The organism is Clostridium sp. (assembly GCF_050717635.1).
Taxonomy (GTDB): Bacteria; Bacillota; Clostridia; order Clostridiales; family Clostridiaceae; genus Clostridium_AD.
Map to the genome: position 1 here is coordinate 112,710 of NZ_JBOITO010000039.1, position 22,862 is coordinate 135,571.

Here is a 22,862-nt window from a genome sequence, read left to right on the forward strand (position 1 = left end):
TCTCCTTTTTACCACGCATTACCGTCATCAAATTCTTCAAGAGATGCATCCAGAGGCTCTTCTTTTAGAATTATACGCATATAGCGATTTACTTCTGTACGCAAATTTTGCCTTGAAGCCTTGCGAGGATCCATCAAACCATGTGTAACCCAAATCAAATGCAGATTTCGTTTTTGTGCTTCTTGCTCAAATAACCCATGATAGCCTGCCATGGATTTACAACCAATATGTTCATACATAATAACAACATTGGCATCAAACTCACTGCAAAAATGCCACAAATCTTCAACACCTACCTTATAACCTCCCTCTGAACGGTTACGCATATTTTCTTTTGCATAAAGATCTGCCAAGTCATAATATGCCTGCTCTTTATCTGTGGTGCTGTATTGCTCAGTAGATGTAAGACTTAGCATATCTATTAGTGGTACAATACCCCAGCAGTTTTGCAGCCAAAGTGGGAATGCTGAATAATACTGTGCCTGAACACCCCAAAGAATTGCTCTATGGCGAACCTCTGAAACAACAGGCGTTTTTTCATGGTATGCTTGCATCATAATATCACAGATTGCTTTTTCGTTATGCATAAATGCATCGTCACGACCGCCTGCAACCTGATAATAGGCATCTCGATAAAGTGCAACGTTGTTGCCGACAACCTGCGGATATTTTGTACGGCTAATCTCCAACCAATCGCAAAAATATTCCGTTTCTTTATTGAAAATTTGCATTACTTTAAAATAATGATCCCAGTCAAACTTTTCACCTGTCTGCTTCTCTATAAACTTTATAGCATTTTTAATCTCATTTGCCGCATAATCTTTTGTTGTAGGGTCAGTATATCTTATTGGGACAGCAATTTGGAATGTAGGTAAATTATATCTTCGTTCCTCTATTCCATTACCCATAAGCGAACCATCGCAAGTAGTATTACACTGCAATGCGCAAATACCACAAATTGGATAGTCGTCCTCAAGAGCAACACCAAGTTCAGCTGCCGGCATTGGGCAAACATCTCCGGGAATTCCAAATTCTTGAGCTTTATCAATATAGTGTAGAACACCATTTTGCTGCATTGTAGAAGCTGTGTAAATTGGTGGAACCTGCATACAAACAGCATGAAGATTGGGAAATCCGTTCATAACTTGACTCATCATATTTTCATCAATAATGACAATCTTTTTACTTTTTTTTGGATCACCACCAATACGCAGGTCAGCTTCAAAAATAAGTTTCATTGTCTGACACATATGCGCCACTATAAAGTCAAATTCTTTATGTGCAACTCTTAGCTGTGGCCCACGTAAACCCTCTGTATGCCTATCCAAGAAATCAGGTACTGAAAGATAGTTCTGCATATAGCGGTAACGGAAAAAAGCTTTAAAACACTGTGGATTTAACAAAAGTTTTATCATTTGCCTCCAGTTCGAAAGCCAACATGTATAATCATACCAAGTATCGTTAAGTCCACGCCACTCACGGCGGGTACGGGTTTTTCCACCTTTATAGAATTTTCCTAAGGGCTCGCTGTTAATTTGCTTTCCCATCAATCATTACCTCCCTGCAGCTTTTTTAATTCTATACGCTCAACAAAAGCCTGTATACGGGTACGAAGCTGTCCTGAATTACCAACCACATAAGGGCGGTCAACACTAAGCACTGGCCATTGATATTCCTGGGATATAATATGGCTTGCACCTGCACGCTCGTAGCCCCAGAAATTGCAAAAGTTCATCTGCTGGAAAATGATACCGTCTGCCTTATATTCACGGGCTAATTTATCCAGATATTCTTTTCTGCCATTAATTTTCGATGTATTCATATAACGGGGACACTGACATCCTGTCACATTTTCACGGCAAATTTGTGTCAAAACATCTTCTTCATCATTTAAAATAATTTGCTGACGACCAGGGAATGAGCCAAAACAAAAACGGTCTGCTGCTACATATGCTCCTGAATCCTCAATGAGCTTGATAAAGGTTGGATCGTCAATTTCAGAACCTGCAAGCACAACACGAACACGATAGAATTTTTTTTCATCACAAGCACGTGTTTTAAGCTCTTCTACGGTTTCTCTAAGGTAAGGCAATATAAGATCCTTTGGGCAACAGTAGCTGGCAAGTGTAAACACTGCGAATTCATAACCTGTGATAATTGGTTTTTCAAGTTTTCTGTACTGGCCCATTTCTGTAATAAGACCACAAACCTTATTGTGTAATTCAACGGATTTCCGCAAAGCTGCATCAGAAGTATCTATACCAAAAACTTCTAGCAACTTATCTAGCACACGAACACGACTCATATGTGTCATATGAGAAATACCGTTTTCATCGTCTTTCATAGGGGTATCTACATGTTGAACAAAGAATTTTTCCCCATTACCAAGACCTAATTCTTCTATATTTTCCATACAATCAGCAAGCTGTGAGCAAGAAGCAGGGTCAAATATACAGTCAAGAAACTGATAACTACCTTCTAATGCACGTTCTAACAACGCCCTACAATATTCACAAGTCAAACTTGTCATATAATATGTGCCCATTTCCATGGAAGTTGTGTTTGGTGCACGCATTCTAACACTAAAGGAGCCGGGTAGATTTAAAAGAACCTCCGGAATTTGGTAGCACACATTGCCGATTGCAATTTCACCCTTTTCTTTTGCCATGCGCACCAAGTCATTGTTAGAGTCTTGTAGTAGGTTTTCAAGATATAGCAGATGCTTTAAATCTTTCATATTGCAATACCTATCCTTTCAATATATTAATCTTTACAAGTGCCTCACGTGCACCTTGTACAATTAGGGCATTATCAGGTAACAGCATAATATTTTCACCTTTAATGTCACAGGTAGCCAGTACTTCATCTGAGGGTATATAGGCAAGCACAGGGATGTCCCCTGTATCTATGTGCTGTGTTATGTCCCAGCCAGGTATACGATTTATAATAGCGCCCACAGCATCATACATCATTAGCTCTTTTGCAACACTGTTTATGGTTTCTATTACTTGGATACCTTTTTTACTTGCATCTGACACAAGCAATAAATGAGTAACTTTTTCCATTACACGACGGTTTACCTGTTCTATACCAGCCTCTCCGTCAATTACGATATAGTCGTAATTTTCTGCAAGTATTTTGATAACTTCTTTTAAATAGCTGTTTACCTTACAATAACAGCCTGCGGACTCTGGTCTGCCTATTGCTAAAAATGAAAAACCAGGCTGCTCTATTAATGTATCAAAAATCTTATAACGTGCATTACCCAGCATTTCTACTGCTTCATTTGTATTACCCGTTTCAACATTATTAATAAATTCTTTTCGTATATCATCAACGGTTGACTTAACTTCAATGCCTAGTGCAGTTGCAAGGCCCACTGCAGGGTCTGCGTCAATGGCCAAAATACGTTTATCTGGGAAAACCTCTGTCAGCAGTTTTACAATAACTGCTGACAATGATGTTTTACCAACCCCTCCTTTACCTGTAACTGCAATAATTTTTACATTTTGTTCCATAATATTTCACCTTCCTCTCTATGTCGTTAAATATTTTAATAGGCTTCAATTTCTTTTATTGTTAAATCCTTCCCCTCTACGGGCGTAAGATTTTTTCCATGGCATATCACGCAGCACAGGTCTTTCATATCAATTCTAAATTCTATATGGCAATGGTTGCAGCGGGCAATGCCCGGCACAATTTCAATCACAAGTTCTGTATGCTGATACTGCGTATCTGCAACCACTGCTTCATAGCAATCCGTAATAAAATGGGGTACTACACCAGATAGCTCGCCTATTTCCAGTACGATTTTTCTCACATTTGTTAAATTCTCCTCTTTAATAATTCGCCCCACTGTTTTCATAAGTGCATCCATAAGTCCAAGTTCATGCATATCTCCACCTTTAACTTTTCATAAAGGGTTTTGCCATTATTTTTCCAACTTTTTTTACAACGTGGGCAGCTACTTTTATTGGCATTGTTTCAAAGGTACCTGCATGCAAATCCCGTATTTTTTCTAGGTGTATAGCATCAAACTCACATTTAGTTGTACATAATCCACAACCAACACACATATACTCATCAACTTTTGTTGCACCGCAAGAAAGACAACGTGCAGTTTCTTTCTTAACCTGATCTTCAGTAAAGGTTACACCTGTGTCACCAAAAGTTTTTTCTTTAGCTAGGTTGTAACCAGGCTGTTGACGTTTTGAATTATCATAATCTTTGTCAATAGAAACATTTGATTTATCAAGTGAAATATAATTTCTACGGTTACGACCAAGTGTCAATGTCTGTCCAGGCTGTACCCAGCGGTGAAGAGATATAGCTGCTTCTTTACCTGCTGCTATTGCATCTATAGCAAATTTCGGTCCAGTGTAAACATCACCACCAACGAAAACATCCGGTTCAGCTGTTTGGTAGGTAAGGGCATCTGCCACTACAGTGCCATTGCGATTAAACTCAACCTTTGTTCCTGTAAGTAAATCACCCCAAATGATGCTCTGACCAACAGACAATAATAAGTGGTCACATTCAACAGTCATTAAACAAGTTTCATCATATTTTGGCGCAAAAACATGCTCATCATTAAAAACAGAAATGCATTTTTTAAAAACTATCCCCTTTATTTCACCATTTTCTACAAGTATTTCTTTTGGACCCCAGGAGTTATTTACTTTTATACCCTCACGCTCAGCCTGGGCTACTTCCTCTGCATCACCGGGCATATTCTCACGATCTTCAAGGCAGAACATTAATGTTTCTACTCCTCCAACACGACTAGCGGTACGTGCAACGTCAACTGCTACGTTGCCACCACCTATAACAACGATGCGACCGTTAAGTTTCTTTTCCATGCCAAGGGTTACATCACAAATAAATGAAATTCCAGACTCTACACCCTTTGCATCTTCACCAGCAATACCAATACTACGTCCACCTTGTGCTCCTATGGCAACATAAAATCCTTTATAGCCTTGCTCTCTTAGCTGTGCAATAGTAACATCTCGTCCAACTTCAACGCCACATTTAAACTCTACACCCATTTCCTTCAAGATATCAATTTCAGCCTGTACAACATCTTTTTCAAGTCGGAATGATGGAATACCATTCATAAGCATACCGCCTGGACGATGCTCTTTTTCAAATATAGTAGGCTTGTAACCCTTTTCTGCAAGGTAGAATGCACATGACATACCTGCAGGACCTGCACCTATAATAGCAATTTTTTGCTGGTATGGCCTTCCAATTTGGTTTATCATAGGGGGAATATATCTTGTTTCTTTATTCAAATCATGGTCTGCAATAAAGCGTTTTACTTCATCAATAGCAACAGCCTCATCAATTAATCCACGGGTACATTCCGTTTCACAGCGATGATTGCAGATACGTCCGCAAACAGCTGGAAAAGGATTTTCTTTTTTTATTAAAGCTAAAGCTCCCTGATAGTCACCTTGTGATGCTAAACGAAGATAACCCTGAACTGCTATATGTGCAGGACATGCTGTTTTGCATGGTGCAGTACCTGTTGCTATAACGTCCTGATGGTTTTCACGGTAGTCCACATTCCAATCGGATTTGTGCCACAGAGAGTTGCTCAATTTACGATATTTTTCCGGCAAAGGTATTGGCACCTTAGTAGAAATTTTTTGACCCAATTTCAGTGCATTGCCAGGGCAAGTTTCAACACATTGACCACAAGCAACACATTTTGTTTCATCAATTTTAGCGACAAAGTTGGAACGAATAACATCTCTGGCACCATAAAGTAAACCAACGCGCAGTCCAAAGCAAGAACAAGAACAACAATTGCATATAGCAGCACTTTCACCGGCTTCTTCAACATTTGGCATATTATGCATTAATCCATTTTCTTCAGCTCGTTTTATAATTATTAGTGCTTCTTCACGAGTGATTTTTCTAGCACGTCCAGTTCGTATATAGTATTCAGCACCTTTACCCATCTGCACGCACATATCCTCTTCCAAATGGCCACACCCCTCTCCAATTATGCGACGTGAAGAACGACATGAACAAGGTGATACAGAAAATAAATCATACTTATCTAAGTAGTAGCTAAGTTTTTCGTAATCGTTTACATTGGGAATATCTTTAATTGAACTTTCAACTGGAACAACACGCATTAACCCATAACCATCTGGCATTAATGGTGACATTGTTGCCATACGTATACGCGTATATTCTTCAAACGCCTTTCCAATTTCTGGATGCTCATTGAGAATTTGTTTGTTGTTAACCATCATCTCCATAATGCCCGGTGCGAAAATTTGCATATAGTAACGGTCTTTACCGTCAACCTGGCTTGTGGTTACTCTAAAGATACCTTTGAAGCCAAGTGTTTCAGCAATTTCCTTCACTTCTTCCAGCGGTTTGCCTACCTTTTGTGCAAGAAATTCTGCTGTACGCTCTTTTCGTAAACCTGCGGCGATTGCTACATCTGCCTCTTCATCGGTTAATACGGCTGCTAAGCTGTAATACTCCGGTGCATTTTCATCAATTTTATTTACAATACCAGAAATGCCACCAACTACTTTTGCAAGTTTTACGATTTTTTGCCTTAACTGTGCCATTTAATACACTCCTTTACTTGTACTATTTTTTATTAACCTAATAAAATCTATTAGTTTTGCCTTGGTTGCTTTCAACGTGGTTGTTTTTCCTGAACCAGATGATGACATCAAATTCAAAAGAAATGTTCCTTGCTTTTTAATTATATGCGTAGAATAACTATATATTCTTCCATTCACTTCCTCAAAATATTGACATACATTTAACAGTATTATATAATTATAGTAACATTTTACAATGAATTATACAATGCTAATTTTTACAATTATTGGAATTTTTATATTGTAAAAAAATATTTGAACTGATAATAGTTTTTATGTGGTTAACCAACGACCAAAGGAGTGTAATATATGGAATACAAAAAATTACAAGCACCTACTCTAAAAGATCTTTTCATTCAAGAAATAGAATCTAAAATATTATCAGGTGAGCTTGAAATAGGAGAACAGCTTTTAACTGAACGTGAGCTTGCTGATGTTATGGGTATCAGCCGCAACATTGTTCATAGTGGAATTGCAACAATGGTAGCCAAGGGTTTTTTAGAAATTCGACCAAGAATAGGTACATTTGTTGCAGACTATAACCAGAAGGGCTCGGTTGGAATTCTAGTCTCCATGATGAATTACAACAAAGGTATGCTTCGTAGACCCGAAGTACGTTCTTCTATTGAGCTTAAAATTTTATTTGACAGCTTTGCAATCAGGCAAATGTCACCACATTTAACTCAGGAAAATTCAGATAAATTACAGGGATATATATTTGCAATTAAAAAAACAACTAAAGTTACAGAAGCCGCTGAAATATCTTACGAGTTTTTTAGATACATGAGCATATTAAGTGGAAATACAATTTTACCTCTGATATATAATTCTTTTCGCACATCTAACCAAAACTTATTTGAACGTCACATAAGACTATATGGGGTAAAACTAACAATTGACTTTATGACTCAGCTATTTAATCTGATTGCAAACGGGGAAATGCAAGAGGCAGTTAGCTACTTAACTAATTATTATGAGCGTTCTATAAAAGGGGACCTAGAAATATACAGCGAGTAATCCGCTAGTTATTTCCTCTACACTTAATTTACCATCTAATAGCATTTCTGTTGCTACCCCTATTTCAATTTATCCCATATCCTATATAAGTAAACTATGCAGAATGACTTAAAAATACTAAAAGGGGATGGTGATGACCCTCTTGAGGTAATGGTTCAAAAATAAATAACATCTCCGAATTATTAAATGAGAATAAGTCGTGAACTTCAGCAAAATAAGCACCAATAGCTACTATTCTAGCCACTGCTGCTCACTTAAAATTTCAACAAATCAATTTACTGTAATTCCCAAGTCACAGTTACCCTAGTGGGATGCATGCAGCCCACTTGAAAAATTTATAAAACTCAAAAAAATTATTTACCAATTCATTACCTTAGTTACCCTTCAACTTCTTTTCCTGCTCTTTTTCAATTTTCTTTACACTCTTTTTAGGTGTTGGTAAATCTTCAGGCATAGTTCCACCCAACTCTTCAATAGTTTGTCTAACCTTTTTCCCTACCTGAAAATGAATTTTATTAGCATTTTGTTTTCCTCTAATATTTTCGCGCCTTAATTTTTCATCAGTTTGAGTTGCTCTAAAGAGATTAGCCGCAAGTTCTGTACTACCCATATGATCTAGAATTTTATGTGACTTTTTCAAACCTTTTTTTTCATGAATTTCCTTTACTCCAAGTCCACCATAAAGTCCTTGATACCCTCTATTTTGAAAAATTGCATAGTCTTTTGCATCATCTATTCCTGACATTTGTGCTGCTTCCGCTAAAGATTTATTGTGATTTGCCATTTCATTTCTAATAGAAAGTCGATTTTGATCTTCAGTTAATTGTTCATAGTTTTCTTCAATCTCTCGCTCTCTTGTTTTAACTGCAAAATATGTCTGACCAAGTGCAACTACTTCTTTTCTCGGATCACTATTTTGAACAATTAGATAACATGCATATCTTGAGAGCATAATATCTTCAACTTTTCTTTTGGCTCCCGATCCTAATTCAACCATATTGCTGACGTCAGCAAAATGGTCTAACACATTATTATTACTAATATCACAAGCAACTTTTGCTTTCTCTATAACTTGGTTAAAATTTCTCCATTGTATGTATTCAAGAACCTTTTGCAATTCTCTTCCATACCAAAATTCTATATCTTCTTCTGTAAAGTGTTTAATATTTTCAAACGTTCTTTCAGAATATTTCTTTAGCTCATCCATTTAAATTCCTCCCAAACTATTTCTCTCAGTTTTGCTACTATTTTTCGCATTGCCGCCCTTCAAACATATGTTCTTATACGTTCTATTATACAGCATTATACAAATTTTTAAAGGAGTAAAGTTTTCCTTTGAACTGAAAAATTGCCATTATCAGCAATTGCTATATCGAAATAATTAATATTTTTTTAAATTTTACCTTCTAACACTCTAAGTCGGATCGATTTCTAGATTCTACTATATAGTGCATTTTCAATTAGCACACCTCCCAATATCAAATATCCTCTCCATTACCCCTCTAGGCCTTCTTCTAAACTCCTCCACACTAAATTCATACGAATTTCCATTGCACTCTACATGAATTTCCCCATCACTTATTAATATCTTCATTCCCTCTATAGAAAACCCCTTAATACCGCTATCCTTTGAAGTTTCTATTCCACTTTGCAGGTCTATAACTCAAATTAAATAAGCATCGATAGCTACTACTCCAGCCAATGATGCTCATTCTAGATTCTGACTAATAACTTACTATTTTATACAAGTCACAGTTACCCTAGTGGGTGCATGCAGCCCACTTGCTATTAAATACTAAGGATATTGAATTATTTCTATAATCACTATCTACCTCATCTAAAAATGAAGTTTTCAGTTTACTATTTACTGCTTTCTTCATGATGTTCAATTTATTTATAATGTCCTCATTCTTTTTCCAAGGTGTAGATGAATAAGTTCTTACGAAACTATCTATCTTTTCAGTTATCTTTATTAGCTCATGATGGGGCTTCCATAATACTATATTTATAGCCTTCATTAATTTATCATAAACATAGTTTAATATGCTGTAGAACTCAGTATAGCTATTAGATTTTTTATTATTTATCTCAGCCCCTAGATAGGTTCTACTTAGAAACCCATAAGCTAAATTATATATTTCCTCGTTAATCATCATCTGCGGTGCTGAAACATTAACGACTTCAGAAGGAGATTTATACTCCTTCTGAAGTTTTCTCTTTGTTATAGTATATTAGTCCCACTTATAGAAATTGGCGAGCTTCCTTCTGAAATGTCGTTAACATCCCTTAGTATTGCTTCATAATCTTCTTTATAATCAATTTTACTAGGTAGCACCTCTATAATTATTTTCATATGAGACTTGCCATTTACATTTATAAAAATATCTGAATAACCTATATCCCCTCTAAAATTTATTACTCCACTTAAGATATTGCCATCTCTACCTGTGGGTGTTACTTTATTTCTTATATTAGGATTTTCATGATAAAACTCTATTTCAGTTTTATTTTTTCTTTGGATTACTATTTCATAATTAGTGTATTCCTTAAAATAAAGGCAATTATAAATGTCATCTATTAATTCTATGCCTTCTACAATAATAGTAAGTGATTTTGACTCACTATATTCAGCAGCGCCCTCATTTCCCTTAATTGAAAAATAAACCTCATCTGTTTCTATAAATAATAGCTCAGAATCATTGCCAGAAGGTTGTGAATCCATCTCTCAAAAACCTCCTGATCATATACATGATTTTTTCACTACTTAATTTATATTCACCAGTTAAGCATTGATTTTCCATGATCTTTAATTGATCATCTTCTATATATCCACTATTTTTGTGTTTAGTGTTATTTAAATAATTAAATAACTCTACCAATATATCTAGTACTTCGGAGCCGCTACCACATATTTTGGTAATATTTTTTGTACAATAGAATAATCCATAGCTTTATTAAAGGACAATAAATCGCTCGATGTAGCATATATAACATAAAATACTATCTCATCCCGTACCCTATAAGCAAAATGTTGCTGGTACTTCTGAGGTATATTATTTATTCCAATTAATTTGTCTATAACCAAAGTTGCTATTTCTTTTTCATCGCTGCAGTCAGATATTTTTAAGTAATGGGATTTTAAAAAGTCGTTATTATAGTTTTTAGGTGAAAACTCCTCCAGCTTTACTTCATCAAAATTGTAGTTTAAATCTACCTTATTGAATTCTATAGTGTTAGCTCTATCTAATACTTTTTTACTAAATGGGAAGGTAGTCTCGTCCATATTTACAGTACCAACTATATATAGGTTATGTGGAATATAAACATCACCATATTTATCATAAGCTCTTTCATCTTTCCCAAATTGCGCTTTGCTTAATAACTTTTGAGTGATAATTTCATCCTCCACTATGCTTCTTGTTTCCATAGAAGATAAAATATCACTGAAATAATACTCCACTCTTGCTAAATTCATTTCATCAAGACATAGAAAATAAGGCTTTTCTACATTCTTCATAGCTTCATAGGCAGCTTCAATAACAATACCTGGTATAAACTTACTTTCGATATTTCTATAGCCTAATAGATCTGTAGCATCTGACCAATCTGGTCTAACAGGTACAAGTTTAAATCTTTCATTATCTTTATTTGCAGAAGCCGCCTGTGCAAATAGCTCTACTATTTTACTCTTTCCAGTTCCTAAAATCTCTGAAAGAATAACAAAGAGTTTAGTTAGATATATGTTACTTAGCTGCTTTAATCTAGATATGTTTTAAGAGATCCCTTATTCAGAAATCTCTTTTACTATTTTCTATGTTTCTTTTCTTTTTCCACTACTCCAGCCACTGATGCTCCCTCTAAATCCTACTTAATTAGTTTACTGTTTTTCCCAAGTCACAGTTACCCTAGTGGGATGCACTTCATATGAGACCAAAAAACCACTGAAATATCTCAGCAGTTTCCCTCATGGCTATCTTCAAGTTTTTTTACTTCCATTTTTTAATAATCCTCAATTTTTAGCACTACTTTAAATCTAGTGAGGTATTGATCGCCAAACTTTCTAATTAAATCCAATGTTTACCCCAAAACCCACCTATGTGATAACAAGTTGCTAGGTATGTCAGTATTTAGATGCATAAAAATGTGAAAATCCCCTATACAAAAATATACTGACCACCGACAAATTATACCTTCCAAACGTATTTATCAAAAACTTCATTTTCCTTACCACTACTTCTCCATAAAGCTTTTGCTGTTTTTCTACCAATGTCACAATCTCTATTTTCCTTAATCCACTTCACTATATGTTCAACTCTAACTACTTCTATGTCATATTTAGTCCCCGCATTTAAATACTTATCAAGTATAGGTTGAATCTTTCCTTCGTCAGATGCAAAATAAGATATATTTAATGTTTTAGCCATAGATAACGAAACAACCTCACCCCAATTTTTTCCTCTTTCTTCTGTTCCTATCATATACTTCTTTAATATATTCTTAGTATCTTCATATATCTTTTTATTTAAAATGTCTAACATATCTTCATCTAAAATTTCTATAATATTATCCTTAATTAAATTATCTATTTGAACCTTTGCATTCTTTGGGGTAAGTAATTCATCCTCATAAACATATCTATGCATAAATGCCTTTTCTGCTATTTTAGGAATTATCATTTCTATAAACTTCACTTTATCGTAATTTCCAATCTTTATGCATATGTCGGTGTCTAAAATTATCTTTTGATATTTCATACTTATTCCTCCATAATCCTTAGGATTTCATCTTCTTGAGGAAACTCATATTTTTGTTCAAATATATTAAATTCACTAGGATTTAAATTAGATAATCCTAGCAAATAATTTAATTTCTCATAGGTTATTTGACCCTTATCATATAATTCTAAAGACATATCTACTAATTTATCTAACTTAATCTCCTTAGTTCTTTCATTATTCCTCTTACATAGACCAAGTCTCTTTTGCCAAAGCATAACCCCTTTATCTTCTTTTCTATCTTCTTCATTTAAGAACTCATTACATTTGAATAAAGATATATAATCTATTTCATATAATCTTCTAACTAGCGTTTTATATGGTACTAAAAACACATCCATAAGTTCTACAATTTTTTTTAGCTCTATGAAATCTTTTTTAATATTCCTTATACTTAACTCATTTCTAAATACTTCTTCAGGAACTAAAAATTCTGCTGCAAATTTATTGGCTTTAAAATCTTCTTTACTCATTTCATTAGCGGGTATTTTTTCATCCAGTACTTCACTGTTTACAATCTCACCATTCTCTATATCCGAATATAATATATGATATAACTCATGTGCTGCAGCAAACACTTGCTTTTCCATTGGAATGGATGAATTTATACATGCTATTTTATGATCCTTAAGCTTATAGACAAATCCACAAATATCATCATCTTTTATTGGATAATACAGTGTTTTACAATTCATCTCTAAAATCTTAAACACATCCTCTTTAATTATCCTATTACTTTTCTTATATTCCCCTAAACACCTATTAACTTTATCTAGAATTTCTTTTATCTCTTCGTCTGTTAATGAACTAAAAAACTTATTTTTAATCATTAAGGGCTTCCTCCATTGCTATTATTTCACCTATTACTAAACTTAAAAACTCTATATCTTTTTTAGTTTCTTGTTTGACTTTACCCATAAACATTAAAACTGGCTCTTCTTTTAACTCTTCCTTCTCTTCAAGAAGCCTGTCAATCGTAATATATAAAGCTTCTGATATTTTTTTTATTTCCAGTGCATTAATGGATTTTTGACCTTTAACGATTTTACCCATAACCTGCTTAGACACTCCAATTTTTTCAGCTAACTGAGTCTGACTTATATTTTGCTCTAATAACACCTCTAAAATATTATTTCCAACACATTCAAAAAAATTCATGTTTTCCCCTCCTAGTAAATAAATCATTTACTCCATTAACTATATTATACTATACGCGACGTTTATAGTAAATGTTATATTAATAGTATTATCATATTTCTTTTTATTAATCAAAATTAATTCTATATGAAAAATGCAACCATTTTTAAACTTTGGAGGTTTACTTTTACATACATGTAAAAATAAGCACCCCAGGGGTGCTTTTGAAAGAGGAACAAGTGAGATTGCTAATGGTAAGTTTCACCTTCAACTTAGTTTCTATATAATTCTTCTCTGTCTCCGCTGAAATAGTTGTTTTTCAAAATTTTCATTATTGATATTTCAAAGGTAATTGTTTAACTACCCTAGTATCAGCCCCTTCATTTACAAATAACATGATGGGGCTTCCATAATACTATATTAATGGCCTTCATTAATTTATCATAAACATATTTTAGTATGCTGTAGAACTCAGTATAGCTATTAGATTTTTTATTATTTATCTCAGCCCCTAGATAGGTTCTACTTAGAAACCCATAAGCTAAATTATATATTTCCTCGTTAACATCCCTTAGTATTGCTTCATAATCTTCTTTATAATCAATTTTACTAGGTAGCACCTCTATAATTATTTTCATATGAGACTTGCCATTTACATTTATAAAAATATCTGAATAACCTATATCCCCTCTGAAATTTATTATCCCACTTAAGATATTGCCACCTCTACCAGTAGGCGTTACTTTATTTCTTATGTTAGGATTTTCATGATAAAACTCTATTTCAGTTTTATTTTTTCTTTGGATTACTATTTCATTAGAAAGTAAAACTTGTCCACATACATTCCCAAATTTTACTACGGGGTCGTACCAGCCAACTACTTAATCCCTTTTGTATTATTAAATGGAATTTCTAAATTTCTCTTTACTCGCTTGCAATATCTTTCTTTTAATTAATATTTCTTAATTAGTGAATTCCTTAAGTAAATACATCGATTAATTTCATCTACACACTCTTTACCTTCTATAATAGTAGTAAGTGATTTTGACTCACCTTATCCAGTAGCGGCATTATTCCCTTTTATTGAAAAATAAACTTCTTCCATAAAATAAAGCCCTAAGCTCAATCAAGAGTTTAGGGCCATAATTTGTATATAACAACCTCCGAGATCGTAGTAAAAACTGGAAGTTTTTACTTTCCAATTCTTTATTTTCCATCCTAATCCTTTTTCTATTCATCCTTGTAGATTAATATCATATACCTTATCCTTCCATATAGAATCTTATTAGACTTGGAAAGTTATGACCATCATCTAAAAAGTATTGTAGATAATCTGAAATTTCATCATAATTTTCTCTATATACTTCTAGAATTTGTATCAGATTCTTCCTTGCATCTTTTAAAACGTAATTATTAAGATTTAAAAGTTTAATTGTATATGACGCTCTTTTGTTTCTTATATCCTCTACATCTTTATATATTGGAATTATTTCTCCACTTGCTAGGTTATAGGTAAGAAAGTCTTTCGGGTTTTCAATTACTGGATTAATAAATTTCTCTGAATGTTTATTTCTTTTTACACTTCCACAACTATTTTTTTCATTACAAGAAACTATTAAATTATTATATTGTTAAAATAACTGTGGAAATAGATCCCTAGGCCTAATATGTTCTATATGTCCTTCATTAATGTTATAAATTGATTTTTCACAATAAGGACAGTATTTACTTTGCTCATTTTCTAAAATAAAATTCTTAATCTCACTCTTTATAGTTCCATTATTATAGTCATACCAATCCTTTGGAATATTTATTCTCTTAAATTTGAGAAGGAAATCCGGTTCTTTATTTTTATTTATTCTTAACATTAATTTCTACCTTCTTTTCCTTCTTGATTTTTCTAAGTTAATAAGCATTATATCCTTATCAAAATCCCCTAAATACTTTCTTAGATAATCAAAACTTTCATTGAATTCGGGTGTTTCAAATAGATCATTTTGTAATAAATCTAATACCTTTTTAAGCCTCGCTGAAATATCATCATTCCTCACATTTTCTAATTTCATTGTAGTTTTTAAGATATTTTCAATGGTATGCCCATAAGTCTCATCTATTTTATCATTATCAAATAATGATACTCCATTTTTATCCTTAATCAATATTCTTAGCTGCTCTGCTTTAATATCTCCTATAATATGTGGAGAATGAGTCGCAACTATCAACTGATTGTTAGTTCCTATATTTTCATAAACCTTTATTATCTTTTGCTGCCACTCTGGATGAAGAGATATTTCAGGTTCATCAATTAATATAATTGAATTATTAACCTCTAAAAATTTCAAAGATAATCCTCTTAAAAATAGTTGTTTTTCACCTGAAGACAACCCATTAATATCAAATTCTTTTCCTAAGCTATTTCTGAAAATTGGCTTTGTGTCTTCGTCTTCTGATAAACCTATAAGTTTAACATCTATTTCCATAATAGAAAAAACACTGTTTATTTCATCACATACTTTATCTATTACTTCACCTATAATTTTATTTCTATTCTTAAATATTTCTTTATTTATCTTCGTAGCTATAAATGAAGGAATATTTCCCGTTATGCTTTGATCTACTATATTTAAAAACTCAGGGTAAAACTTAAATGTATTATCTACTTTTTTAAGTTTATCGAAATTAATTTCTGCTGGCATATAAACCACTTTAGGAGTGTCTTTATCAATATTGAGATCCATATTATCAGGATCTAACATTCCTACTTCGGCCTCATCAAGTTGAACATGTGTATAAAAACAATCAGGGTGTAACTCAACATCCAGTAAGTTTTTTGCATTATATCCCTTACCATCAACTTCAAAAGAATCGAATAAACTCTTTAGAAGGGTAGTCTTACCTGTTCCGTTATTACCGATTATAACTACAGTATTTAAAGGAATCCCGTTACTACCACAAAAATTCACTTCTAAATTATTTAGTATTTTATGATTAACGAATTTAATTTTTTTCAATTTCATTTTTATTCACCTCCATATCAAATTATTAATTACACCATTTTTAATAAAATATATTTCTCATTTAATGCACCTATATCTATAATGATATCACTAACTATTTTGCTATTATATATTTTTTTCAAAGATATATAAATTGTTATTTATATATCCTATATACATTAATCATGTGCTTAATAGTATTATACCTTAATTACTTGAACCCATCAAAGGAATCCATAAAAATAATTCACAATAGGTTAATGTTGTTGAAATAAAAGATGGAAGTGTTATTATTTCTACTACTTTGAAAATAATCATTTGAGTCTAAATGATTATTTTCAAAAAATTCCCTTAAGTAGAAACACCCCTCCCAATATCAATTATCCTCTCCATTACCCCTCTAGGCCTTTTACTAAACTCCTCCACACTAAATTCATACGAATTCCCATTGCACTCTACATGAATTTCCCCATCACTTATACCTATCCTCATTCCCTCTATAGAAAACCCCTTAATACCGCTATCCTTATTTATATCCCTCGAAGTTTCTGTTTCAGTCAAAGAACTTACCCTCTTAAGCTCCTGCCATAATCTATACTCTTCTTTAGATTTAATGCAAAGCTCCGTAACTATTTCAGCATTATTAAGTAAGTATTCCGTAGTGTACATGACCCTTACCACCTGATAGCCTTTTACTTCTATTTTTCTATCTAGCCTCTTCCATTCTTCTATTTTAAAAACATAATAATCCTCCTGCGAATCACTTGGGATTTCCACTATCTTATTTCTTTTCACAACTTTTATATCTACTACCTTGCCATAATAAGTTATGCCAGCTTCAGCTGCAAAACTTCTCTTTGACTGAGCTAAAGCTACAAACTTAATATTATGTTCTACTAAATTAATGTTGCTGCATTTGGTGTGATAAAACTTTCCTTTTAGATTTATATCAAGTTGCTCTTTATTTCTTAAAGATCCTACAAGAACTGTTCTGTCCTTAAAGTACTCAGCTTTTATATAATTCTCTCGTCCCAAGGAATCAAGTGACCTTTCAAATATAGAGTAAGAGGATTCATTTATCAGCTTATCTAAAAACTCCTCCATGAGCCCCGTAGTCGAAGGTAGAAATGGAATACCACCTATGTTTACTTCCTCTATGCTCTTGTAGAAGTCATGACTTTTGTATTCCTCTTCATCTTTATATGGAAATAATACAAAAGCTCCAAATACAGAATTGTCATAAGCACCTGTTTTCTGATTTTTATGTACTATGGCATCTCTGCACAAGTGCATAGTATTTATATCCTCCTCCTTAGGACCAATACCACCATAACTATTCTGATATTCTATTGATGTTTCTATCTTATACTTTGCATCAAATACAAATTCGTAGGACTTATCGCTACCTAATTTATTTATAGCTAATAGGTTATCAGGCTTTTGCGTTATTGTTTTACTTCCCTCATTTTTAGAATTTGAGTTGTTGGATTTAAAGGAATTATAACAGACCTTGAAGGTTTCTCTTGTTTTTGGGTTTTCAAATTCTAATGTTGAGGTTACACCTTTTTTAAGCGATACAAATATCCCATCCCTATTAACAGTTATAAAATCTGAACTTATTAGCTTATACCTCTTCTTAAGTAGAGAACTTATCTTTATAAAACACCAATACTCATACAGTAAACTAAGCTCCTTCATTGATAAGGAGAATATATTACTATTAATACTTAGTCCCTTTTGTAGCATCAAATAGTATTTATAAATTTCTCTATATCCACTAGCCATATTAAAGACTAAGGATATAGAATTATTTCTATAATCACTATCTACTTCATCTAAAAATGAAGTTTTCAGTTTACTATTTATCGCTTTCTTCATGATGTTCAATTTATTTATAATGTCCTCATTCTTTTTCCAAGGTGTTGCTGAATAAGTTCTTACGAAACTATCTATCTTTTCAGTTATCTTTATTAGCATAAACTTTAGAAACCTATTTTCTTTTGTATCTAGGGTAACCTTCTTTGTTACCTGCAGCGCCTGCATAGGAATATACCTACCATCTATAGTCTTTAATAAATGTGGTCTTTTCTCTAGCCATTTTATAGCATCCATACTTATATTCTTTAGGCTTTCATATTTACATACCCTACTATGCTTTATTAGCTCATGATGGAGCTTCCATAATACTATATTAATGGTCTTCATTAATTCATCATAAACATAATTTAGTATGCTGTAAAACTCAGTATAGCTATTAGATTTATTATTCCACTTAAAATATTGCCACCTCTACCTGTTGGTGTTACTTCATTTCTTATGTTAGGATTTTCATGATAAAACTTTATTTCAGTTTTATTCTTTCTTTGGATCACTATTTCATAATTAGTGTATTCCTTAAAATAAAGACACTTATAACTATCACCTATTAGTTCTATGCCTTCTACAATAATAGTAAGTGATTTTGTCTCACCATATTCAGCAGCGTCCCTATTTCCCTTTATTGAAAAATAAACCTCATCTGTTTCTATAAATAATAGCTCAGAATCATTGCCAGAAGGTTGTGAATCCATCTCTCAAAAACCTCCTGATCATATACATGATTTTTTCACTACTTAATTTATATTCACCAGCAATGCATTGATTTTCCATAATCTTTAATTGCTCATCTTCTATATATCTATTATTTTTGTGTTTAGTGTTATTTAAATAATTAAATAAATCTACCTATATATCTAGTACTTCGGAGCCGCTGCCACATATTTTAGGTAATATCTTTTGTACAATAGAATAATCCATAGCTTTATTAAAGGACAATAATTCGCTGGATGTAGCGTAGATAACATAAAATACTATCTCATCCCGTACCCTATAAGCAAAATGTTGCTGGTACTTCTGAGATATATTGTTTATTCCAATTAACTTATCTATAACCAAAGTTGCTATTTCTTTTTCATTCCTGCAGTCAGATATTTTTAAGTAATGGGATTTTAAAAAGTCATTATGATAGTTTTTAGGTAAAACCTCTTCTAACTTTACTTCATCAAAATTGTAGATTAAATCTACCTTATTGAATTCTATAGTGTTAGCTCTATCTAATACTTTTTTACTAAAAGGGAAGGTAGTCTCGTCCATATTTACAGTGCTAATTATATATAGATTCTGTGGAATATAAACATCACCATATTTATCGTAGGCTCTTTCATCTTTTCCAAATTGAGCTTTGCTTAATAACTTTTGAGTGATAATTTCATCCTCCACTATGCTTCTTGTTTCCATAGATGAGACCAAAATCATATATTGCTAGAAATGCTAATTCACTTCACTAATCAACTCTAAACTTATTTTCTTAAAATATCCTAAAAATCACAAACTCGCTATCGCTCAAACATGTGATTTTCTTAACGGATATTCCAATAAAATAAATTAATATTTGCTAAGTTCGTTCAAATAGCATTATTCGCAACATATGACTTTTCAGCGTGCTAAAGGATGGAAATTATAAAATTCTAAAATAGCTTAAGGAACATTTTTATTTTCAGCTATTTAAATTTTGAAAAGTTATTGATAAATTAAAAATTTTATAATTTCCTATAAAATAAAATATCACTGAAATAATACTCCACTCTTGCTAAATTCATTTCATCAAGACATAGAAAATAAGGCTTTTCTACATTCTTCATAGCTTCATAGACATCTTCAATAACAATACCTGGGTAAACTTACTTTCGATATTTCTGTAGCCTAATAGATCTGTGGCATCTAACCAATCTGGTCTAACAGGTACAAGTTTAAATCTTTCATTATCTTTATTTGCAGAAGCCGCCTGTGCAAATAGCTCTACTATTTTACTTTTCCCAGTGCCTGAAATTCCCGAGAGAATAACAAAGAGTTTAGTTAGATATATGTTACTTAACTGCTTTAATCTAGATATGTTTTAAGAGATCCCTTATTCAGAAATCTCTTTTACTATTTTCTATGTTCTTTTCTTTTTCCACTACTCCAGCCACTGATACTCACTCTAAATCCCACTTAATCAGTTTACTGTTTTTCCCAAGTCACAGTTACCCTAGTGGGATGCATGCAGCCCACTTGCTTTGTCACTTACCCGAGGAGTTAGGAGGTGACTGCAAGTTAACTCCTTGCTATTTTTTCATCTAAATATATGGACTCTATAAATTCCAAACTGTCTATAGGTAGTTTCCCCCCGCTTTTCTTTAAAAGTTCAAATGCATCATATTTTTCTAACTCATATTTAGCTAGTATTTCTTTTACATCTTTTCTTCTCTTATCCGGTAATCTACTTGAAAAGGCTGGAAACATATCATAACTTTCATAAACTTCATTTATATTTGAAAATGCTATTAATGGTTCAAAGCCATTTTTAATTGCATTATCTACATCGTTAATCCTATACTTAAACATATATTTACCATTTTTGGATAACTCTCCAATAATATATTTTTGTCTAGTTTTGTAATCTTTCCAAATTAAATAAAGATAATCTCTAGTATTAATACTACTCATTATTCACCCTCCTCTTCTCCATAATAAATATCTATAATTTTTTTTCTTCTCCGTATTAAAAAAACATAAAGTAATTCTTTAATCCTGGGGTTAATTATTATATCATCATACCCACCTATAATATCTTTTATTTTAGTATTACTTAAATCATCTCTTATCTTATCCACTATGGAAATCGTTCCATCATAATAATTGTCTTTAATATGCTGAGCTAACTCAAAATGCCCTATTCTATTAGGCTTTGACCATCTTATCATAGATTTTGACTTACTGAAAATTAATGATTCAAGCCTAGTCTTATCCCTTAAAAAATTTTGAACATCTTTGGGATTAATAAGGCAACATAATGATGACCCATTATCATATAATGGTGATATTCTTATTTCTCCATTTATTTTATTCCTTACTATACCCCAATTGCTGTGATGTCTATCACTATTACCTATTAGTGCATCAAATATAGGAATATTTAAAAAATCATTTCCTAAGCCTGTTTTCTTAATTGATTGGAGTATCATGTTTATGGAATAGGGTTCTTCTGTTACATAATCAATAAATTTATCTTGATTATACTCTTTGTATATATTGGTAATATATTGAATTCCTTCTATTAGTTCTTCTTCTTCTTTTAATATCATATAACTCATAGACCCTACTCTGCCTCTAAATATTCCTATATCTACTTTAGCACATTCTATACCCAGAACTTCAGCTATTTGACTCGCAATTTTTTCGGCCCAATATTCACCTGTAGGCTTTCCTATATCTACACCCTTCGGAAACTTAAATATACCCTTTTGCTTTGTTTCAGAATTAATAAGCCATTTTTTCTCACTGGCTCCACTTCCAAAAGGAGAATCTTCATCTACATCCCAATGATCAAAATCAATAAGCATACACATATTATTTCACCTCATAATTCTTATATATCTATTCTATATTGTACCTTAAATCACGACTTAATCCCATGTTAATTATATTAATAATATAAATTTTGCCTTTCACCTCTATTTTGCTTTTTAAACGCATCATAAATTTCAATGATGACGTCTTCATCCAAACATATAGCAAATCCATTTTCAATAAACCAGCCTTCCTTCTTAAACCTTTGCATTAATTCACTCTCATTATGTTCTTTTAATAAAAATTCATCTAAGCTTTCACAATAATCTTTATTCTCCCACAACCCTTCATCATCGCAGAGACAGCAAGAAAGTTCATAGTAGTTATTAACATCTAAATAATAATTACAATGGCGCTCATTCATAATAATATCGTAAGCTATGGAAAATTTATTATTCACCATATTAAAAATAGCATTTAACACCATATGACTTTCAGTTATATCTAAATTCATATCTTCTTTTATTTTATCTATTAACCTATTAGTTTCTTTATGCTTATATAGCTTAATATCATAATCATCTTTTATACTAAATTCTAAATAGGACTCCTTATAATTATTAGATAGCTTATAACAAAAAATCTCATCAAAAGATGTTTCCATCAAATTCTCGCTCTGGCTCATTAAGTTATAAAAAGCCTCTTTTGGGTTTTCTCCTTTAGAAATTCCTATGACCTGTAAATTTTCTATATCTGGTACATCTGATTCTGAATTTGGCATAAATGTATATCCTTCGTGGGTTAGAAATATATAATTATCCATACTATTCTCCTTGTCTTTAAATAATTGATCCGATCTTATCATAAAAACATGTATGGATCAACTACTTATTCTAAAAACTAGTATATGTTCTTATATATCTATGTAGATATTGATA

25 protein-coding genes are annotated in these 22,862 nt (G+C 32.5%); 2 read left to right on the forward strand and 23 right to left on the reverse strand.

The genetic code is table 11. The features are described from left to right. Positions 1 to 8 precede the first annotated feature (8 nt). The 5 genes from ACREWB_RS19435 to ACREWB_RS19455 are packed head-to-tail and all read right to left on the reverse strand — an operon-like array spanning position 9 to position 6,593. A complete protein-coding gene (locus tag ACREWB_RS19435) occupies positions 9 to 1,547 on the reverse strand; it encodes a 2-hydroxyacyl-CoA dehydratase family protein (protein WP_431549121.1) in 1,539 nt (512 codons plus the stop codon). Then, positions 1,547 to 2,737, reverse strand: coding sequence for a 2-hydroxyacyl-CoA dehydratase family protein (locus ACREWB_RS19440; RefSeq protein WP_431549122.1), 1,191 nt, complete (start codon positions 2,735 to 2,737; stop codon positions 1,547 to 1,549). Before ACREWB_RS19440 ends, ACREWB_RS19435 begins: the two co-directional genes overlap by 1 nt. 10 nt (positions 2,738 to 2,747) lie before the next feature. Then, entirely contained in the window at positions 2,748 to 3,518 is a 771-nt protein-coding gene (locus ACREWB_RS19445) for an ATP-binding protein (protein WP_431549123.1), read from the reverse strand. A 35-nt stretch (positions 3,519 to 3,553) separates the two neighbouring features. Then, complete coding sequence (locus ACREWB_RS19450) at positions 3,554 to 3,895, reverse strand: hydrogenase maturation nickel metallochaperone HypA (RefSeq protein WP_431549124.1); 342 nt, start codon at positions 3,893 to 3,895, stop codon at positions 3,554 to 3,556. Between the two features lie 10 nt (positions 3,896 to 3,905). Then, complete coding sequence (locus ACREWB_RS19455) at positions 3,906 to 6,593, reverse strand: FAD-dependent oxidoreductase (protein ID WP_431549125.1); 2,688 nt, start codon at positions 6,591 to 6,593, stop codon at positions 3,906 to 3,908. Between the two features lie 348 nt (positions 6,594 to 6,941). On the opposite strand from ACREWB_RS19455, the gene ACREWB_RS19460 reads away from it, so the two are divergent. Next, the gene (locus tag ACREWB_RS19460) at positions 6,942 to 7,649 is read left to right on the forward strand and encodes a FadR/GntR family transcriptional regulator (RefSeq protein WP_431549126.1); all 708 of its coding nucleotides are present in this window, start codon (positions 6,942 to 6,944) and stop codon (positions 7,647 to 7,649) included. Between the two features lie 94 nt (positions 7,650 to 7,743). On the opposite strand, the gene ACREWB_RS19465 is transcribed toward ACREWB_RS19460, so the two are convergent. The 15 genes from ACREWB_RS19465 to ACREWB_RS19535 form a co-directional block, all read right to left on the reverse strand. Next, entirely contained in the window at positions 7,744 to 7,893 is a 150-nt protein-coding gene (locus ACREWB_RS19465; protein WP_431549127.1) for a hypothetical protein, read from the reverse strand. Between the two features lie 129 nt (positions 7,894 to 8,022). Further along, a complete protein-coding gene (gene dinD, locus ACREWB_RS19470; protein ID WP_431549128.1) occupies positions 8,023 to 8,856 on the reverse strand; it encodes a DNA damage-inducible protein D in 834 nt (277 codons plus the stop codon). A 249-nt stretch (positions 8,857 to 9,105) separates the two neighbouring features. Beyond that, positions 9,106 to 9,243 (reverse strand): hypothetical protein, encoded by a 138-nt coding sequence (locus ACREWB_RS19475; RefSeq protein ID WP_431549129.1) that lies wholly within the window; start codon positions 9,241 to 9,243, stop codon positions 9,106 to 9,108. 166 nt (positions 9,244 to 9,409) lie between these two features. Next, positions 9,410 to 9,805, reverse strand: coding sequence for a DUF2357 domain-containing protein (locus tag ACREWB_RS19480; protein WP_431549130.1), 396 nt, complete (start codon positions 9,803 to 9,805; stop codon positions 9,410 to 9,412). 65 nt (positions 9,806 to 9,870) lie between these two features. After that, on the reverse strand, positions 9,871 to 10,371 hold the full coding sequence (locus tag ACREWB_RS19485) for a DUF2357 domain-containing protein (RefSeq protein ID WP_431549131.1): 501 nt from the start codon (positions 10,369 to 10,371) through the stop codon (positions 9,871 to 9,873). Between the two features lie 162 nt (positions 10,372 to 10,533). Beyond that, positions 10,534 to 11,418 carry an McrB family protein gene (locus ACREWB_RS19490; protein WP_431549360.1) on the reverse strand — a complete coding sequence of 295 codons (885 nt, stop codon included), beginning with the start codon at positions 11,416 to 11,418 and terminating at the stop codon, positions 10,534 to 10,536. A 415-nt stretch (positions 11,419 to 11,833) separates the two neighbouring features. Beyond that, positions 11,834 to 12,403, reverse strand: coding sequence for a hypothetical protein (locus tag ACREWB_RS19495; protein WP_431549132.1), 570 nt, complete (start codon positions 12,401 to 12,403; stop codon positions 11,834 to 11,836). Between the two features lie 2 nt (positions 12,404 to 12,405). Further along, positions 12,406 to 13,254: an ImmA/IrrE family metallo-endopeptidase gene (locus ACREWB_RS19500; protein ID WP_431549133.1), complete on the reverse strand. Its 849-nt coding sequence runs from the start codon at positions 13,252 to 13,254 to the stop codon at positions 12,406 to 12,408. After that, positions 13,247 to 13,582: a helix-turn-helix domain-containing protein gene (locus ACREWB_RS19505; RefSeq protein WP_431549134.1), complete on the reverse strand. Its 336-nt coding sequence runs from the start codon at positions 13,580 to 13,582 to the stop codon at positions 13,247 to 13,249. The genes ACREWB_RS19500 and ACREWB_RS19505 overlap by 8 nt, the downstream gene beginning before the upstream one ends. Positions 13,583 to 13,941: 359 nt before the next feature. Beyond that, positions 13,942 to 14,373 (reverse strand): DUF2357 domain-containing protein, encoded by a 432-nt coding sequence (locus ACREWB_RS19510; protein ID WP_431549361.1) that lies wholly within the window; start codon positions 14,371 to 14,373, stop codon positions 13,942 to 13,944. Between the two features lie 819 nt (positions 14,374 to 15,192). Further along, positions 15,193 to 15,429 carry an HNH endonuclease family protein gene (locus ACREWB_RS19515; RefSeq protein WP_431549135.1) on the reverse strand — a complete coding sequence of 79 codons (237 nt, stop codon included), beginning with the start codon at positions 15,427 to 15,429 and terminating at the stop codon, positions 15,193 to 15,195. A gap of 6 nt (positions 15,430 to 15,435) precedes the next feature. Beyond that, on the reverse strand, positions 15,436 to 16,578 hold the full coding sequence (locus tag ACREWB_RS19520) for an AAA family ATPase (protein WP_431549136.1): 1,143 nt from the start codon (positions 16,576 to 16,578) through the stop codon (positions 15,436 to 15,438). A gap of 330 nt (positions 16,579 to 16,908) precedes the next feature. Further along, complete coding sequence (locus tag ACREWB_RS19525) at positions 16,909 to 18,762, reverse strand: DUF2357 domain-containing protein (protein ID WP_431549137.1); 1,854 nt, start codon at positions 18,760 to 18,762, stop codon at positions 16,909 to 16,911. A 20-nt stretch (positions 18,763 to 18,782) separates the two neighbouring features. After that, positions 18,783 to 19,127, reverse strand: a complete 345-nt coding sequence (locus tag ACREWB_RS19530; RefSeq protein ID WP_431549138.1) for a hypothetical protein — start codon at positions 19,125 to 19,127, stop codon at positions 18,783 to 18,785. Positions 19,128 to 19,281: 154 nt separating this feature from the next. After that, on the reverse strand, positions 19,282 to 19,833 hold the full coding sequence (locus ACREWB_RS19535; protein WP_431549139.1) for a DUF8727 domain-containing protein: 552 nt from the start codon (positions 19,831 to 19,833) through the stop codon (positions 19,282 to 19,284). A 476-nt stretch (positions 19,834 to 20,309) separates the two neighbouring features. On the opposite strand from ACREWB_RS19535, the gene ACREWB_RS19540 reads away from it, so the two are divergent. Further along, positions 20,310 to 20,495, forward strand: a complete 186-nt coding sequence (locus ACREWB_RS19540; protein ID WP_431549140.1) for a hypothetical protein — start codon at positions 20,310 to 20,312, stop codon at positions 20,493 to 20,495. Between the two features lie 193 nt (positions 20,496 to 20,688). Here the strand turns inward: ACREWB_RS19540 and ACREWB_RS19545 are convergent, their stop codons facing one another. The 3 genes from ACREWB_RS19545 to ACREWB_RS19555 form a co-directional block, all read right to left on the reverse strand. Continuing rightward, a complete protein-coding gene (locus ACREWB_RS19545) occupies positions 20,689 to 21,081 on the reverse strand; it encodes a hypothetical protein (RefSeq protein WP_431549141.1) in 393 nt (130 codons plus the stop codon). Continuing rightward, positions 21,081 to 21,983 (reverse strand): HipA domain-containing protein, encoded by a 903-nt coding sequence (locus ACREWB_RS19550; RefSeq protein WP_431549142.1) that lies wholly within the window; start codon positions 21,981 to 21,983, stop codon positions 21,081 to 21,083. Before ACREWB_RS19550 ends, ACREWB_RS19545 begins: the two co-directional genes overlap by 1 nt. A gap of 77 nt (positions 21,984 to 22,060) precedes the next feature. Then, a complete protein-coding gene (locus tag ACREWB_RS19555) occupies positions 22,061 to 22,747 on the reverse strand; it encodes a hypothetical protein (protein ID WP_431549143.1) in 687 nt (228 codons plus the stop codon). Positions 22,748 to 22,862: the final 115 nt, after the last annotated feature.